This is a genomic window from Mesorhizobium sp. C089B, from assembly GCF_030323125.1.
Lineage (GTDB): Bacteria > Pseudomonadota > Alphaproteobacteria > Rhizobiales > Rhizobiaceae > Mesorhizobium.
Genome location: NZ_CP100469.1, coordinates 4,431,355 through 4,447,345, shown reverse-complemented (window position 1 = coordinate 4,447,345; position 15,991 = coordinate 4,431,355). Strand labels below are relative to the sequence as shown.

Annotated in this window: 13 protein-coding genes and 1 pseudogene; 7 read left to right on the top strand and 7 right to left on the bottom strand. The window is 65.2% G+C overall.

The genetic code is table 11. From position 1 onward, the window contains the following. The first annotated feature begins 51 nt into the window (after positions 1-51). Both NLY44_RS22015 and NLY44_RS22010 read left to right on the top strand, forming a co-directional pair. The gene (locus tag NLY44_RS22015; protein WP_023703197.1) at positions 52-723 is read left to right on the top strand and encodes an LON peptidase substrate-binding domain-containing protein; all 672 of its coding nucleotides are present in this window, start codon (positions 52-54) and stop codon (positions 721-723) included. Positions 724-753: 30 nt separating this feature from the next. Further along, complete coding sequence (locus tag NLY44_RS22010; protein ID WP_023672122.1) at positions 754-996, top strand: Trm112 family protein; 243 nt, start codon at positions 754-756, stop codon at positions 994-996. 120 nt (positions 997-1,116) lie between these two features. Here the strand turns inward: NLY44_RS22010 and NLY44_RS22005 are convergent, their stop codons facing one another. Genes NLY44_RS22005 through NLY44_RS21995 form a run of 3 tightly spaced genes read right to left on the bottom strand, consistent with a single transcriptional unit; the run spans position 1,117 to position 6,858 of the window. Beyond that, the gene (locus tag NLY44_RS22005) at positions 1,117-4,389 is read right to left on the bottom strand and encodes an error-prone DNA polymerase (RefSeq protein WP_023672121.1); all 3,273 of its coding nucleotides are present in this window, start codon (positions 4,387-4,389) and stop codon (positions 1,117-1,119) included. Continuing rightward, positions 4,386-5,864 carry a DUF6504 family protein gene (locus tag NLY44_RS22000; RefSeq protein ID WP_023726695.1) on the bottom strand — a complete coding sequence of 493 codons (1,479 nt, stop codon included), beginning with the start codon at positions 5,862-5,864 and terminating at the stop codon, positions 4,386-4,388. The genes NLY44_RS22005 and NLY44_RS22000 overlap by 4 nt, the downstream gene beginning before the upstream one ends. Then, positions 5,806-6,858 carry an ImuA family protein gene (locus NLY44_RS21995; protein WP_023805909.1) on the bottom strand — a complete coding sequence of 351 codons (1,053 nt, stop codon included), beginning with the start codon at positions 6,856-6,858 and terminating at the stop codon, positions 5,806-5,808. Before NLY44_RS21995 ends, NLY44_RS22000 begins: the two co-directional genes overlap by 59 nt. Positions 6,859-7,036: 178 nt before the next feature. Between NLY44_RS21995 and NLY44_RS21990 the strand changes: the two genes are divergently transcribed. Continuing rightward, positions 7,037-7,459 carry a metallopeptidase family protein gene (locus tag NLY44_RS21990; protein ID WP_023702572.1) on the top strand — a complete coding sequence of 141 codons (423 nt, stop codon included), beginning with the start codon at positions 7,037-7,039 and terminating at the stop codon, positions 7,457-7,459. Between the two features lie 163 nt (positions 7,460-7,622). On the opposite strand, the gene NLY44_RS21985 is transcribed toward NLY44_RS21990, so the two are convergent. After that, positions 7,623-7,829 carry a DUF1737 domain-containing protein gene (locus NLY44_RS21985; RefSeq protein ID WP_023673921.1) on the bottom strand — a complete coding sequence of 69 codons (207 nt, stop codon included), beginning with the start codon at positions 7,827-7,829 and terminating at the stop codon, positions 7,623-7,625. 39 nt (positions 7,830-7,868) lie between these two features. Further along, the gene (locus NLY44_RS21980) at positions 7,869-8,750 is read right to left on the bottom strand and encodes an HpcH/HpaI aldolase/citrate lyase family protein (RefSeq protein WP_023805910.1); all 882 of its coding nucleotides are present in this window, start codon (positions 8,748-8,750) and stop codon (positions 7,869-7,871) included. A 650-nt stretch (positions 8,751-9,400) separates the two neighbouring features. Here NLY44_RS21980 and NLY44_RS21975 point away from each other — a divergent pair. The 4 genes and pseudogenes from NLY44_RS21975 (at position 9,401) to NLY44_RS21960 (ending at position 14,405) form a co-directional block, all read left to right on the top strand. Next, positions 9,401-10,926 (top strand): annotated as a pseudogene (locus tag NLY44_RS21975) (DUF4153 domain-containing protein). A 4-nt stretch (positions 10,927-10,930) separates the two neighbouring features. After that, positions 10,931-11,626 carry a response regulator transcription factor gene (locus NLY44_RS21970; protein WP_023805912.1) on the top strand — a complete coding sequence of 232 codons (696 nt, stop codon included), beginning with the start codon at positions 10,931-10,933 and terminating at the stop codon, positions 11,624-11,626. Then, positions 11,614-13,209 (top strand): sensor histidine kinase, encoded by a 1,596-nt coding sequence (locus tag NLY44_RS21965; RefSeq protein WP_023694560.1) that lies wholly within the window; start codon positions 11,614-11,616, stop codon positions 13,207-13,209. Before NLY44_RS21970 ends, NLY44_RS21965 begins: the two co-directional genes overlap by 13 nt. 29 nt (positions 13,210-13,238) lie before the next feature. Then, a complete protein-coding gene (locus NLY44_RS21960; protein WP_023805913.1) occupies positions 13,239-14,405 on the top strand; it encodes an NAD(P)/FAD-dependent oxidoreductase in 1,167 nt (388 codons plus the stop codon). Between the two features lie 209 nt (positions 14,406-14,614). Here the strand turns inward: NLY44_RS21960 and NLY44_RS21955 are convergent, their stop codons facing one another. Beyond that, complete coding sequence (locus NLY44_RS21955) at positions 14,615-15,346, bottom strand: DUF72 domain-containing protein (protein WP_023687646.1); 732 nt, start codon at positions 15,344-15,346, stop codon at positions 14,615-14,617. Positions 15,347-15,490: 144 nt separating this feature from the next. Next, complete coding sequence (locus NLY44_RS21950; RefSeq protein ID WP_023687647.1) at positions 15,491-15,916, bottom strand: GNAT family N-acetyltransferase; 426 nt, start codon at positions 15,914-15,916, stop codon at positions 15,491-15,493. Positions 15,917-15,991: the final 75 nt, after the last annotated feature.

Sequence of the window (15,991 nt, the reverse complement as noted above, 5' to 3'; positions counted from 1 at the left end):
CGCCAGATTAGGCCGATAACATCGCACCCGAAGCGGGTCGGAGGAGTGAAGGTGCAGGTCGGAAACGCATTTTACCGGGTCGGCAAGGATCTGCCGGCAACCATTCCGGTGTTTCCGCTTGCCGGCGCGCTGCTGCTGCCGGGCGGGCGCATGCCGCTCAACATTTTCGAGCCGCGCTATCTGCAGATGGTGGATGAGGCGATCGCCGGCGCGCGGCTGATCGGCATCGTCCAGCCCAGCCTCAATGGCGCGTTGCGCGCCGACGGCGAGCCGGAACTGTGCAATGTCGGCTGCGCCGGGCGCATCATCTCGATGGCCGAGAGCGGCGACGGCCGCTATCTGATTTCGCTGCAGGGCGTCTGCCGTTTCCGCATCACCAGCGAATTGCCGGTGAAGACGCCGTTCCGGCAATGCAAGCTGGCGCCGTTCCTCACCGATCTCGCCGAAGACCAGGCGGCAAGCGAGATCGACCGGCCGGCGCTGTTGAAAGCGTTTCGCGCCTATCTGCAGGCCAACGATCTCGAAGCCGATTGGGAAAGCGTCAGCCGCGCCGAGAACACCATGCTGGTCAATGCGCTGTCGATGATGGCGCCCTACGGACCGGCCGAGAAACAGGCGCTGCTGGAGGCGCCCGACCTGAAAGCCCGCGCGGAGACGCTGATCGCCATCACCGAAATGGCGCTGGCGCGCGAGAATGAGGACTTTGGTTCCAGCCTGCAATAAGGGCTGAGCCGATGGCTGAAGGGGGATCCAATGGCTGCGGATGGGCGTGACGGCAAGTCGGTCAATGTCGATCCAAAATTGCTGGAGCTGCTGGCCTGCCCGCTGACCAAGGGGCCGCTGGCCTGGGACCCGGTGCGCGGCGAGTTGATCTCGCGGCTTGCCAAGCTCGCTTATCCCGTGCGCGACGGCATCCCGATCATGCTGCCCTCGGAGGCGCGGACTATTTCGGCGGAAGACGTGCTGTCGCCGCCGCGATTGGGTGGGCCGGGCTGAAGGGCCAGGGGTGGTTCAAACGGACCTCAGCCTAAGAAGCCATTCTGTTGGCGATCCTTCGCGCCCCCCTCTGCCCTTGCCGGCATTAATGTCATGGGCTCCCGACCGCCCTGCACTTGCCTACTGAAAATTCCGCCCCTTGGGCATGACCCTTTCAGCTTTGTCCGAGAGGGTGGCAATGTCGGGCCGGGCAGCCGGCGTCATCTCTTCCAGCAGCACCGTCAGCCACGGCGTCAAATCCTCGATCTTCTCGGCGACGATGTGGATGACGTCGGATTCCGACTGCAGCTTGCCGGTGACCTTGACGAAGCGCGCGCCCATGACGATGGGCCGGAAACGGGTAAAGGTCCGCTCCCAGAAAATGACGTTGGCGACGGCCTTGTCGTCTTCCAGCGTCAGGAAGATCGCATTGCCCTTGCCGGGCCGCTGCCGCACCAGCACCAGGCCGGCGACCGAGACCCGCCTGCCGTCGCGCACCGAGCCGAGATTGGCATTGGGAATGACGCCGGCGCGGTCGAGCCGCTCGCGCAGGAAGGCGACCGGATGCGCCTTCAGCGACAGGCCGAGCGCGCGGTAGTCGTGGATGACGTGCTCGCCGAGCGGCATTGTCGGCAGTTTTGTCTCGGGCTCGAGTTCGCGCAGCCGGATCGCCGGCTGGTCGAACAGCGGCAGCCGTTCGGCGGCGCTCTTGCCATCCAGCGCGCGCACCGCCCACAAGGCTTCACGACGATCGAGGCCGAGCGAGCGGAAGGCGTCAGCCTGCGCCAGTCTTTCGATTTCGCCGACATCGAGGCCCGAGCGCAGCCAGACATCCCTGACGCTTGTATAGCCGGCGCCGCGCCGCGCGGTGAAAGCTTCCATACGCTTCTCGGCCAAGCCCTTGATCTGACGGAAGCCAAGCCGGACGGCGTACCGGGTCTTGATGACACCGCGCATTTCGGCATGGCGCCCCAGGATGCGGCCCGGATCGAATTGGGCTTTCTCCAGGGTGCAGTCCCAGTCGGAAAAATTGACGTCGACGTCGCGGATATCGACGCCATGGTCGCGCGCGTCGCGCACCAGCTGGGCCGGCTGGTAAAACCCCATCGGCTGCGAATTCAGGATCGCGGCGCAGAACACGTCGGGATAAAAGGTCTTGAACCAGCAGGAGGCATAGACGAGCAAAGCGAAGGAGGCGGCGTGGCTTTCGGGAAAGCCGTATTCGCCGAAGCCTTCGATCTGCTTGAAGCAGCGCTCGGCGAAGTCTTTGGTGTATCCCTTGCCGACCATGCCGTCGATCATGCGCTGGCGGTAATTGCCGATGGTGCCGGTGCGCTTGAAGGTGGCCATGGCGCGGCGTAGTTCGTCGGCTTCGCCGGGTTTGAAACCACCGGCGACGATTGCAATATTCATCGCCTGTTCCTGAAACAGCGGCACGCCGAGTGTCTTCTTGAGAATAGCCTCCAGCTCTGGCTTTTGATATTCAGCCGCTTCCTTGCCCTGCCGACGGCGCAGATAGGGGTGCACCATGTCGCCCTGGATCGGGCCGGGCCGCACGATCGCCACCTCGATGACCAGGTCGTAGAATTCGCGCGGGCGTAGACGCGGCAGCATCGACATCTGCGCGCGCGATTCGATCTGGAAGACGCCGAGCGTGTCGGCGCGGCAGATCATGTCGTACACGTCGTTCTCTTCCGGCGGCAGGGTGGCCAGCACATAGGGTCGGCCGTAATCATCCCGGGCCTTCGGATAATGGTCGGTGAGCAAGGTGAAGGCGCGCTTCAGGCAGGTCAGCATGCCAAGCGCCAGAATATCCACCTTCAGGATCTTCACCGCGTCGAGATCGTCCTTATCCCACTCGACCATCTTGCGCGCCTCCATCGCCGTCTTGACGATGGGGACGATCTCGTCGAGCCGGTCGCGGGTAATGACGAAGCCGCCGACATGCTGCGACAGATGCCGGGGAAAGCCCATGATCTCGTTGGCGTGGGCGATCACGTGACGGGTCGAGGTCTCGTTGCGGTCGAGGCCGCCGGCATGCGCCTCCTTCTCGCCGAGCTCCGAGGTCGACCAGCCCCAGATCGAACTGGAGAGCGCAATGCGGACATCGTCCGATAGGCCCATGGCCTTGGCCACCTCGCGCAGCGCCGAGCGGCCGCGATAGCTGATGACGGCGGCAGCCAGCGCGGTGCGCTTGGCGCTGTATTTGGAGTAGATGTACTGGATCACCTCCTCACGCCGCTCATGCTCGAAATCGACGTCGATGTCGGGCGGCTCGTTGCGCTCCTCGGAAATGAAGCGCTCGAACAACGTGTCGATGCGCTCGGGGCCGACCTCGGTGATGCCGATGCAGTAGCAGACGATCGAGTTGGCGGCCGAGCCTCTGCCCTGGCACAGAATGCCCTCATTGCGGGCGAACTGGACGATGTCGTAAACGGTCAGGAAATAGCGCGCATAATTCAGACGCTCGATCAGAGCGAGCTCCTCACTGATGCGCTGCAAGACGGAAGCGGGGACGCCCGCCGGATAGCGCGTGGCGGCCCCCTCCCTGGCCAGACGCTCTAGCTCGGCCTGCGGCCCAAGCCCTGATTGCGTCGGCTCGTCGGGATAATTGTACTGGAGGTCGCTGAGCGAGAAGGTCAGTTCGCCGGCAAAGCGCAGCGTCTCGGCCAGCGCCGGTGGATGGCGGCGGAAGAGACGGGCCATTTCCAGCGGCGGCTTCAGATGGCGCTCGGCGTTGGCCGTCAGCTCCAGCCCGACCTCGGCGACCGGCAAATTGAGGCGGATGGCGGTGAGCACATCTTGCAGCGAGCGGCGCTCGGCGCTGTGATAAAGCACGTCGTTGGTCGCCATCAGCGGCACGCCGGCGATGTCCGCCATGCCCGCCGCCTGCTCGATGCGGAAACGGTCATTGCCGCGATAATCCGGCGCCATGCCTAGCCGCAAATTAGCGCCGAAACGGTCTTTCAGTTGACGGACCAATGCCAGGGGATCGTCGGCATTCGCCGAGAGATCCGGCAGCACCGCCAGCGACAGCAGGTCGCCCCATTCGAGCAGGTCGCTGCGCTGGAGAAGGGTCGCGCCCTTCTCGTTTTCATCGCGCAAATTGGCTTGCGTCAGCATGCGGCAGAGATGGCCCCAGCCCTTGCGGTTCTGCGGATAGGCGAGAATGTCCGGCGTGCCGTCGCCGAACACCAGGCGGCAACCGGGGTGATAGGCGAGCTTCTCGACCTTGGCCTGCTGCCAGGCGCGCACGACGCCGGCCACCGTGTTGCGGTCTGCCAGTCCGATCGAGGAAAAGCCGAGGAATTTGGCCGCCACCACCAGCTCCTCCGGCTTGGAGGCGCCGCGCAGGAAGGAGAAGTTCGACTGGATGCCGAATTCCGCATAGGGGATGACGGTCAGCGCGTTCATGCGAAGACCCCATGCATGAACCAGCGCGGCGGCACCTGCGGGTTGCCATAGAGGCCTTGCCGGTAGAGCCAGTAGCGGCGGCCGTCGGCATCCTCGATCCGGAAATAGTCACGCGTCGATGTGAGCGGATCGCTTGACGTTTCACGCCACCATTCCGGCGCGATGCGTTCCGGCCCCTCGGCGCGCGCGACCCGGTAGAGCGCGCGGCGCCAGCGGAAATTCATCGGCGGACCCTCAGGCATTTCGGTGGCCGGCACCTCGATCGGCTCGGGCGAACGGAACAGCCGGATCGGCCGTTCCGGCGGGAAGATGGTTGCGCGCGGCGCGTCTTTCGAGCCCGGCTTCCTGAGCGGTGTTTTGCGTTGTGGCGCTTCCGAGAACGGGATGGTGGCAATGGCGCGCTCCGGCAGATGGCTCTCGAGGGCGACCGGTTTCAGCACCGCACTGTCGCCGAGCCTGGCGCGGATGCGGTCGGCAAAGAGTGCCATGTCGGCGCCGTAATCCTCGGTCTCGCCGGTCAAATCGGCCTGCTGCATGTCGAAGCCGGCGGCCGCCAGCACCGAAAGCCGCACCAGGTCGAAGCCGTAGCCGGCATCGATGTCCTGTTCGAGCGCGGCCAGCCGCTCATGGAACAGGCGCTGGATAAGCTTGGGTTCGCGCAACGGTCGCGAGGTACCGACAGCGATGCGGCTGACGGCGCCGTCGACGCGAAACAAAAGCAGCGCCAGCATCCTTGCGCCCTCGCCGCGGCGTTCGAGATCGGCCTTCAGCGTCACCGCCAGCAAGAGCACCAGCCGTTCGATCTCGGCGGTCAGCACGACCGGTTCGGCCAGGTGGCGTTCGACCGAAAGCGGGGCCACGGGCAGGCGCGGCGATACCGCCTCGTCGAGGCGGCCGAGCGCCTGGTCAAGACGCAACAGCAAGGTCGCGCCGAAGCGACGGGCGAGCGGCGCGCGCGGCGCTGCCATGACCGCGCCGGCGGTCCGCAGGCCGACGCTTTCCAAGCTGGCGCGGATATCGGCCTCGATGCGCAGTGCCGCCAGCGGCAAGGGGGCGAGCAGCGCTTCCTCCTCGCCGGAGACAACGATGCGGTTGCCGCAGAAGCGCGCCGCCGCCCAGGCTGCACCCGGCGTCGCGGCCAACCCGGCGCGGACATCGAAACCCTGCTGGAAAAACCGCGCAAGGATGTCGTCCAGCATGGCGCGCTCGCCGCCGAACAGATGCGTGCAGCCGGTGACGTCGAGATAAAGGCCATCAGTACCGTCGAGCGCCACCAGCGGCGTATAGCGATCGCACCAGTCGGCGAGGCCTTCGAGCAGCCGGCGATCGGCGTCCGGATCGGCCTCGACAATGTCGATCGAGGGATGCATGGCGCGCGCATCGGCAATGCCCATGCCAGGCTTCAGATGCAGCGCCTCAGCCCGCTCGTCGAGGGCCGATATGCGCTGGGCGTTGCGGTCGCGATGGCTGATCACGAGCGGTGGGTGAGATGGGGGCAGATGATCCGAAGGCCGGGAACGCCACGACCGTCCCAGGCGCTGGCGCAGGATCCGTTCTGCCGCCAGATGCGGGAACCACAGCGACAGAATTCTCTGCCCGTTTTTCGCGGGGCTTTCTTTCTTCGAATGCGTGTTCATCGGGGTTCCACTCCAGTGTGAATTGTCCAGGCAGAGCGGTGCGGCTCTTGCCGATGCTGACGGTGAAGGCAGGCCGGCCGATCGAGCCGGCGAGCGACCCGGCGATCGTCCGGCGGCTCGCCGCTGGTGCAGCCGACACGATGAGGCGCACCGGGGCGGCGGTCGGCTCGGCTTCGCCGGCCTGGCGCAGCAGGAACACCGGCCGGCCGGCGTTTTGGGCGCGCGCGTGCAGCCGGCGCGTCGCGGTGAGGTCGAGCCGCTGCGGGCTGCCACGGATCTCGAGGATGATTGCGGCGAGCGCCGTCATCTTCGCGGCCTCCTCGGCTACCCACAGCGCATCGGTGAGTTTCGGCGCCTCGGAAAACAGCAATTGCTCCGGTGCGATACCGAACATGCTCTGCAATCCCCTGGCATAGGGAAAGCCGGCCTCGCGAAAAATCTCCGATGTGCCTATCCACAGCACGGGCAAGGGCTGGCCCTTGAGGATCAGGCTGACCAGCGACAGCACAAAGCCGGCGACGGCCCCGGCATTGCGGGTCTCAAGGCCATGGATTTCGCTCAAGGCGGCTTTCGGCAGGCCGCCGCTGAGGGCCGCATCGAGGCGTTCGACGCCGGTGGCCAGGAAAGCATCCGGCGAAGCCACGGCAAGCTCGCGCCGGATGATGGTGACATCGGCATCGGGTTCAGGCGCGGCGTCGAGACCGCCGCCAGGACCCGCGCGCAGCCCCTCGCCAGCCGGCGCGGCCAGGCGCTCGGGCAGCGTTCCCTCGATCTTCGCGATCTGGCGGCGCAGGGCAAAAACAGTCTCCCGCGCCACGGCTGATGTCGCCATGACGGTCAATTTCTCTCACAACTGTTCCTGTTATGTTCCCATAGATTCCAGAGGGTGCCGGAAGAGTCAAGCGGAGTCAGAAGGAATTTATTCCTCTATAGCCATTGACGTCATGGAATTACCGCTTCATTGCCGAGTCCGGAGGGAAAGCCTATATGCCGGGATCAAAGGACAAAGCATGGCCCGCATCTACAAGACCCGCACCTGGCATGACGAACTCTCGCCCTCGATCGAGGAGATGGAGTTTCTGGCGCTGGAGGCGTACGCGCATCTGCCGGACGATTTTCGCAAGCTGACCGGCGAGATCGTCATCATGATCGCCGAATTCCCGACCGACGAGATCATGGACGATCTGTCGCTGGAGACGCCGTTCGACCTGCTTGGCCTGTTCGAGGGCCGCGGCATCGCCGAGCGCTGGAACCCGCAGACCGGCGAAGGCCCGAACCGCATCACCCTCTACCGCCGCGCCATCCTCGACTACTGGGCCGAGAACGAAGAGACGCTGGGCGACATCGTCACCCACGTGCTGATCCACGAGATCGGCCACCATTTCGGCCTGTCGGATGATGATATGGAGAAAATCGAAGAGGCGGCGGAGTGAGGCTGCGCCGATATTCAGGTGAAGCCGGCCTGCGAACGGCAGCTTCCTGCGCTTCCGGTGCTCGCGTACTTTAAGTACGCTCCGCTCCGGTTCTCGGAAACCACTGTTCTCGGCTCGGCCTGACCTGAATCTCGACACAGCCTGCGTCCGTGCCTGGCAAAGCCTACCAGTCGCTCAGCTTGGTATCCGGCCCGTATTCCTGGCCGTCGATATCCTTCACCACCGCCTGGCCGCAGCGCATCGATTTGGTCTTCTTGTCGTAGGCGTAGGTCGGCGAGCCGTACAGGTGCCAGCCCTTGTTCAGCGCCGCGGTCACCTTGTGGCAGAAGGTTGAATCGTCGGGGGCGGACAAAAAGCGGTAAAGTCTCATGGGTCAGATCCTGTCGTGAGTTCGTCTTTTCGGGGCGGATCATGCGCCGATGGCGGCGGCCTTCGCCAGCAATTTCTCGGCTTGAGCCAGATGCAGCCGCTCGACCATCCTGCCGTCCAGCGCAATCACGCCCTTGCCGGCATTTTTGGGCAAGGCGAAGGCATCCTTGACCGCGCGCGCCTGGGCCAAGGCTTCGGGCGAGGGCGCAAAGGCGCGGTTGGCGGCGTCGATCTGGGCCGGATGGATCAGCGTCTTGCCGTCGAAGCCCATGGCGGCCCCTTCCGTGCATTCGCGCGCAAACGCGTCGAGGTCGCGAAAATCGTTGGAGACGCCGTCGAGCATGTCGATGCCGCCGGCCCGCGCCGCCAGCACCATCTGCATCAGCCAAGGCACGAGGTAGCACCGATCGGGCGTCGCCAGAATTCCGGTTTCCTTGACCAGATCGTTCGTTCCGGCAACGAAACAAGCTAGGCGCGAGGCCGGGTCGCGGCCGAGTTCGGCAATGGCGCCGATGTTGAGCATGGCCTTGGGCGTCTCGATCATCGCCCAGAGCTTGACGCTGTCGGGGGCAAAATTGTCGTCGAGCACGTCGCCGACTTCGAGGATATCGCGCGGCGTGGCGACCTTGGACAACAGGATGCCGTCGGGCTCGAATTTTGCCGCGGCGAGCAGGTCTTCAGTGCCCCATTCGCTGGACAGCGCGTTGACGCGCACGATCATCTCGCAGCGGCGTTTCGGTCGGCTGGCGAAAATGCCGGCCAATTTGTCCCGCGCGGCGACCTTGTCGGCGGGCGCAACGGCGTCCTCGAGGTCGATGATCACGGCATCGCAGGCCAGCGTCGCGATCTTGGCCAGCGCCTTGTCGTTGGAGGCGGGGACGTAAAGCACCGAGCGGCGCGGGCGGTAAGGTTCGCTTGTCATGGCCGATCTATGCCGCGTGTGGGCGGGGGAGGCAAGCGTCCGACCGGTACCTGATGACGAGCCAACCGCGAAAGCTTGCGCTGCCCCGCCCGTCCCGCAGCAGTTGCGGAAGGGGGCCTTTCCTCTCCCCCGTCGATCGGGGGAGAGGTGTCGAGCGAAGCTCGACGGAGTGGGGGTCGACGGAGTGGATGTCGACCCTTGGGGCGCAAGGCGAGGCGATGTTTGCACCGAATGCCCTTCCTGTGTCCGTTCGCGGCGATTGCCAGGTGGTTCCCCCATTCCGTCTCGGCTTCGCCGAGCCACCTCTCCCCCTCCTGAGGGAGAGGAAAGGAGCCTGGCTGGGACAGCGCCAACGTCCGGAAAGATGGCGGGCAGCGCCCCGGCCGTAAGCGCAGGTCCTGCACGAAAACTGCACATCCCTGCGGAAAACCTCCTCCGCTCCGCCCCGCCGTTTCCATGCGAGCCCGCGACAACAGCGGCATGCAACAGCGAAACGCTCACCTTTGGTCCTTGCCCTATCGCCTGCGCAGCGAAAGCTGGTGGTTGGTCGATCCGCCCCGGACGCAGGCCCGCCCGTACCTGGAAGCGAGCCTGCTCCCTTTTATCCGCCCACCGGCCGAGCGGACCCAGCCCATCAGGAAAATCCGCGCATGACATCGTTTGCAAGCTTTTCCAGCCGCTTCGGCATCGCCGTCCTGCTCGTGGCGCTGGCGGATTTTTTCTTTTACGGCCAGCCCGCCGGGATCACGGTGCTGCTGTTTGCCATCCTGATCGCCGGCGCGGTGGTCGCTGTGCATCCTGCCGCGCTGAAATCCACCCGACCCTGGCTCAAGCCGGCCGCTTTGTTCGTCGCGCTGCTGCCGCTGGCCGAGAACGTCAGCCCGCTGTCGGTGGCGATAGCTGTCGTGGCGCTGGTGGTGTTTGCGCTGTCCCTGTCCGGGCGGCTACGGCACGGCATCGCCCGCATTGCCGGCCAGGTGGCGCTGTTCCTGCTGGCGGCGCCGCTGCGCCTTATCCGTGACTTTTTCCAATGGCGCCGCACGGTGCGCCGGCTTGGCGGCCGCCGCATCCGCCTGGCGTCCATCATCGTCTGGGTCATGCCGGTGACGCTGGGCGCGGTGTTCCTGTTCTTGTTCGGCGCCGCCAATCCGGTCATCGAATATTGGCTGTCGCTGATCGACCTGATGAAGCTGCTCGATCTCATCCAACTGGCGCGGATCGTCTTCTGGCTGTTCGTGATCGCCGGCGTCTGGGCTTTCCTGCGGCCTCGCCTGCCGCGTTTCCCGCGCCGCCTTCCACCTTTGACGCCGCCTGCAGCCGTGGCCGCACCGGCCGCGACTAAACCAGCGACAACGATCGAGGCCGTCGTCTTCGGCAAGGCCGCGATCCTGCGCGCGCTGATCGTCTTCAACGCCTTGTTTGCGCTGCAGACCGGGCTCGACGCAGCCTATCTCTGGGTGGGGTCGCCCTGCCGGACGGGTTGAGCTATGCCGCCTATGCGCATCGCGGCGCCTATCCACTGATCGCCACCGCGCTGCTGGCCGCCGGCTTCGTGCTGGCGGCGCTGCGGCCGGGCAGCGAAACCTCAGGCGATCCGCTGATCCGCCGGCTGGTCTATGCCTGGGTGGCGCAGAACATCGTGCTGGTCATCTCGTCGATTCTCAGGCTCGATCTCTATATCGGCGTCTATGCACTGACCTACTGGCGCATCGCCGCCTTCGTCTGGATGGGGTTGGTGGCGTCAGGGCTTGCACTGATCATTGCCCGCATCGCGGTTGGAAAATCCAACGAATGGCTGCTCTCCGCCAATCTTGCGACGCTATCGGCGACGCTTTATGCCTGCTGCTTCATCAACTTCGCCGCAACGATCGCCAATTTCAATGTCGACCATTCCCTTGAAATGACCGGCGACGGCACGCCTATCGATACCGAATATCTGCGCTCGCTCGGCGCTGCCGCCATGCCGGCGCTGGACCGCCTCTACATGCACCAATTCGGAAACCAAACCACCTATCTGGCCGACCAAATGATGATCGACGACACTATCGCCGAGCAGAAGCAGTGGCGCGCCTGGAGCTTTCGCGGCTGGAGGCTCGTGCAGGTTCTCGACAAGAGAGGTCCGCTCGTGCTTCCTCCACCTACCCAGCCCTCGCAACCTTTAGTGCCGGACCGTTAGATCCATGCCGCATCAGATCCTGGTCGCCGACGACGATCCGCACATACGCGAGATCATCTGCTTTGCGCTGGAGAGGGCCGGGATGAAGACGCAGGCCGTGTCCGACGGCGCCGCGGCCCTGCAGGCGATCGAGCGCCGCGTGCCCGATCTCGTCGTGCTCGACATCGGCATGCCGGAGATGGACGGGCTGGAAGTCTGCCGGCGGCTGAGGCAGCGCTCCGACGTGCCGGTTCTGTTCCTGTCCGCGCGCGACGAGGAAATCGACCGCATCCTCGGGCTCGAAATGGGCGGCGACGACTACGTGACGAAACCGTTCAGCCCGCGCGAACTGGTGGCGCGGGTCAACGTCATCCTGCGCCGCGCCCGCCCGGTGGCGCCCGACCCCGCCGACGACAAGAACTTCGCGCATGGCAAGCTCAGCCTGGCGCCGGCCAGCCACGGCGCCAGTTTCGACGGCAAGGCGCTGGCGCTGACGGCGATCGAATTCTCGATCCTCAGGGGATTTCTGGCGCGGCCGGCGCATGTGCTGGGCCGCGACCTGGTGGTCGCCAGCGCCTATGCCGCCAACATCCATGTCGCCGACCGTACCGTCGATAGCCACATCCGCAACATCCGCGCCAAGCTGGCGGCGGCGGGCTGTCTCGACGCCATCGAAACCGTGCATGGCGTTGGTTTCCGGCTCGGCCGATGCGGCGCCTGAGCGACGCCAAATGGATCGGCACCAAATGGCGGCCAAGGCTGGCCACGGTGGTTCTCGCCATCCTCATCATGGTGCTGGCGCTGCCGCTGGTCGGCCTGTTCTTCTTCCGGCTTTATGAAAACCAGCTGATCCGCCAGACCGAGGGCGAGTTGATCGCGCAAGGCGCCGTCATCGCCGCCATCTATGCACAGAATATCAGTGACGCCGCCATTGCCCCGGAGAAGCTAGGGGTGCCGATGCAGGCTGACAGCGGCGATGCCAGCCGCGGCGACGACTCGCCTTACCAGCCGATCGAGCCGAGCCTCGATCTCGCTTCCGACTATCTGCTGCCGACCCGGCCCGCCGGCATTGCCGCCGCCACCGATCCAGCCTTCACGGCCATCGGCGCGCGACTGTCCGGCATTCTCGACACGACGCAAAAAACCACGCTGGCCGGCTTCCGGCTGCTCGATCCCAAGGGCGTCGTCATTGCCGGGCGCGACGAGGTCGGACTATCCCTGGCCAATGTCGAGGAGGTGCGCGAGGCCCTTGCCGGCCGCTATGCCAGCGCATTGAGGCAACGAATCCCCGATCAGCCGCCGCCGCCGCTCTATTCGGTCAGCCGCGGCACGAAAGTTCGTGTCTTCGTCGCCATGCCGATTGCGGTCGCTGGCCACGTCGCCGGCGTGATCTATCTCTCCCGGACGCCGAACAACATCGTCAAACATCTCTATGGCGAACGCGGCAAGGTGACGCTGGCGGCCATTGCCATGCTGTTCGGCACGCTGCTGATCGCGCTGGTCTTCCTGCGCACCGTCAGCCGGCCGATCTACGCGCTGATGGAGCGCACCAGGCGCATCGCCGCCGGCGACCGCGACGCGATCCGGCCGCTCGACCATCACGGCACGCGCGAAATGGCGGAGCTGTCCGCCGCCTTTCTCGACATGGCCGAAAAGCTGCAAGCGCGCTCCGACAGCATCCAGACTTTTGCCACCCATGTCTCGCACGAGCTCAAATCGCCGCTGACGGCGATCCAGGGCGCGGCCGAGCTGCTGCGCGATTCCGGCGAGGCGATGGATGCCGCCGAGCGCAAGCGGTTCTCCGGCAACATCGTCAATGACGCTGGCCGGCTCAATCTGCTGGTGCGTCGCCTGCTCGACCTGGCGCGCGCCGAAAATCTGGCGCCGAGCGGCGAAAGCACATCGCTCGATGCAGCGCTGGCGCTGCTTCCGGTCGATGGCCGGCTGGCGGTCAACATTGAGGCGGGTGGCGAAATCGGCCTGCGGATATCAGCCGAGAATGCGGCGATCGTGCTTGCCAATCTGATCGACAATTCGGCCAGGCACGGAGCCACCCAGGTTCTTCTCTCTGCGGCCACCGCCGACGGCAAGGCGACCGTTGCGGTCAGCGATGACGGCGCCGGTATTTCGCCGAGCAACAGGGCCCGCATTTTCGAGCCGTTCTTCACCACGCGCCGTGAGTCCGGCGGCACCGGCATGGGCCTCGGCATCGTGCTGGCCCTCCTGAAAGCGCATGATGGCACGATCGCGCTGGTTGACTCCGGACGCGGCACGCGCTTCGAGATCATTGTGCCGGCGGCGTGAAGCATACCGGCGGCCGGATCGGAGAAAACGTGCGCTACGACATTGTCATCATCGGCGGGGCCATCGTCGGCTCCTCTGTCGCCTATTATCTGCGCGAGGAAGGCTTTACCGGCTCGATTGCGCTGATCGAACGCGATCCGCAATTCGCCCATGCGGCAACGACGCTGTCCATGGCCTCGATCCGTCAGCAATTCTCGATCCCGGAAAACATCCGGCTGTCGCAGTTCACGCTAAACCTGTTCCGGCGGCTGAAGGAGACCTTCGGCGCCGATGCCGATATCGGCTTTCGCGAGGGCGGCTATCTCATCCTGGCCGGCGAGGCCGGGCTGCCGATCCTGAAAGCCAATCACGAAGCGCAGGTCGCAGAGGGCGCCAACATTCTGCTCGAGGATGCCGACCAGCTGGCAAAGCGTTTTTCCTGGCTGTCGACGGAAGGCATCAGCGCCGGCGCCTTCGGCCGCACCGGCGAGGGCTGGTTCGACGCGCATGCCATGCTGACGCTGTTTCGCAAGGCGCTGCGCGACAGACAAATCGATTTCATCGCCGCCGACGTCACCGGCATCGAGAGGCAGGGCAACCGCGTCACCGGCGTGGACCTCGACAATGGCGAAAGACTGCAAGCCGGCATCGTCGTCAATGCCGCCGGGCCGAATGCCGGCAGGGTGGCCGGCATGGCGGGACTCGCGCTGCCGGTCGAGCCGCGCAAGCGCAATGTCTTCGTCTTCGAGGCGCGGGAAAAATACGCCGACATGCCGCTGCTGGTCGATCCCTCCGGCATCTATGTCAGGCCGGAAGGCTCGGTCTATCTCACCGGCGGCGCCGAACCGGAGGAGGGCGATGGCCCCGCCGACCCCAGGGATTTCGACGTCGACTGGCCGCTGTTCGAAGAGGTGATCTGGCCCGTGCTGGCAACCCGCATCCCCGCCTTCGAGGCGATCAAGCCGACCCGCGCCTGGGCAGGCCATTACGACTACAACACGCTCGACCAGAACGCCGTGATCGGGCCGCATCCAGAGGTCGGCAATTTCATCTTCGCCAACGGATTTTCCGGCCACGGCCTGCAACAGGCGCCGGCGGTCGGCAAGGCGCTGGCGGAGTTGTTGGTGCATGGCGGGTATCGGACGGTGGATTGCTCGGCGTTTGGGTACGAACGGGTGGCCGAAGGTCGGGCGTTTCGGGAATTGAACGTGATTTGAGGCGGGCGGAATAGGATCGCTCTGTCGAGTTCCCGCCCACCCCCCTCTGCCCTGCCGGGCATCTCCCCCGCAAGGGGGGAGATGGCAGCTTCGGCGAAGGCGCCATTCTTGCAACGTCGGAGATTGGCGAAAACGGTCGCGGCATCTGATCTCCCCCCTTGCGGGGGAGATGGCCGGCAGGCCAGAGGGGGGTGCTGTCCCGCGAGAGTCTAAGCAACCATCGCACTGACAGCCATCGCGTTGCCCAGCGCATGCCCGTTGGCCGTATTGTCAAAAATCCCCCACACCTCGGCGCCGGAATCTGCTGCTGCTTCCACTTGCCGCGCAAACCGGTCGAGCGTTTCGGCATCGTAACCCGAATAGTAGATCCGCGGCGCGCCGTGCCAGCGGAAATAGGCAAGGCCGGGCCAGCCACCTGGCCCTGCTGCCTCCGGAACCGAAGCCGGGTCGGCGGCGACCCGTGCGACCTGGTGACCGGCCAGCAGTGCGTCCGCCTCGGCACTGAACCAGGTGGGATGGCGCGGCTCGCATGCCAGCCTTGCCCGGATACGCCTGCCCAACATGTCGAAGAAGCCGCCGGCGACCTCCGGCTCGAAGGGCAAGCTCGGCGGCAGCTGCACCAGAAGCACGCTCAGCTTTTCGCCGAGACCTTCGACCTGCCCGAGAAAGTCCTCCGTCAGCCCCTCGCAATCGGCGAGGCGATGATCATGGGTCATGTTCTTCGGTGCCTTGACCGCGAAGCGGAAGTGCTCCGGCACGGCGTGCGCCCAGCGCTCATAGGTCTCGCGGCGGTGCGGCTTGTAGAACGTGGTGTCGATCTCGACGGCCGGAAAGCGTTTTCCGTAACGTTCGAGATGCGAACCGGATTGCGGAAAGTCAGCCTTGTATCGAGACGGAATTCCCCAGCCGGCGGTGCCTATCAGAGATCGGCGATTTCCCATCCTGCGGATTTGGACCGGATGAAGCGCGGGTCAAGGGCGACAAAGGAGGCGTTGCTCCGCGGTGTCCTGAACACCGTTCCGCATTGCCGAGAACCTTGCCCGCCTTGACTGCCCAACCCGATCGGCAATTGCGCTCGACGCTCGTCAGCCCTCGCGGGAGAACCAGAACGCGTCGGCCATTCGCGTCATGCCGATACGCTCATAGAAGCCGACGGCGTCGGGCATCGAGATCAGGCTGATGGCGACCGAAGGCCCAAGCTGCCGGCGGGCCGCGTCCATCAGGCCCTTGCCGATGCCGAGGCCTTGCGCAGATTGGGATACGGCGAGCTCTGAGACATAGCACACCCAGGAAAAGTCGGTGATGGCCCTGATAACGCCTATCAGCGGCCTGCCTTCGATGTCGAGCCGCGCCGTCAGCACCAGGTTCGCGGCCGAAAGCATCGCCTGCAGCCGGGCGTCGTCATCGACGGGGCGTGTTTCGCCGAGCGTGGATTCGACCAGCACGCGGCGGAATTCGGCGACGTCGAGCTCAGGCTCCCGGGCATAGATAATCTTCGATTGTGCGGTCATGGGCGTAAGGTGCACCAACGGCAGCTGGTTTTAAAGACAGTGCCGCGCCGATCTTTCGATCGGGGCCGCGCACCA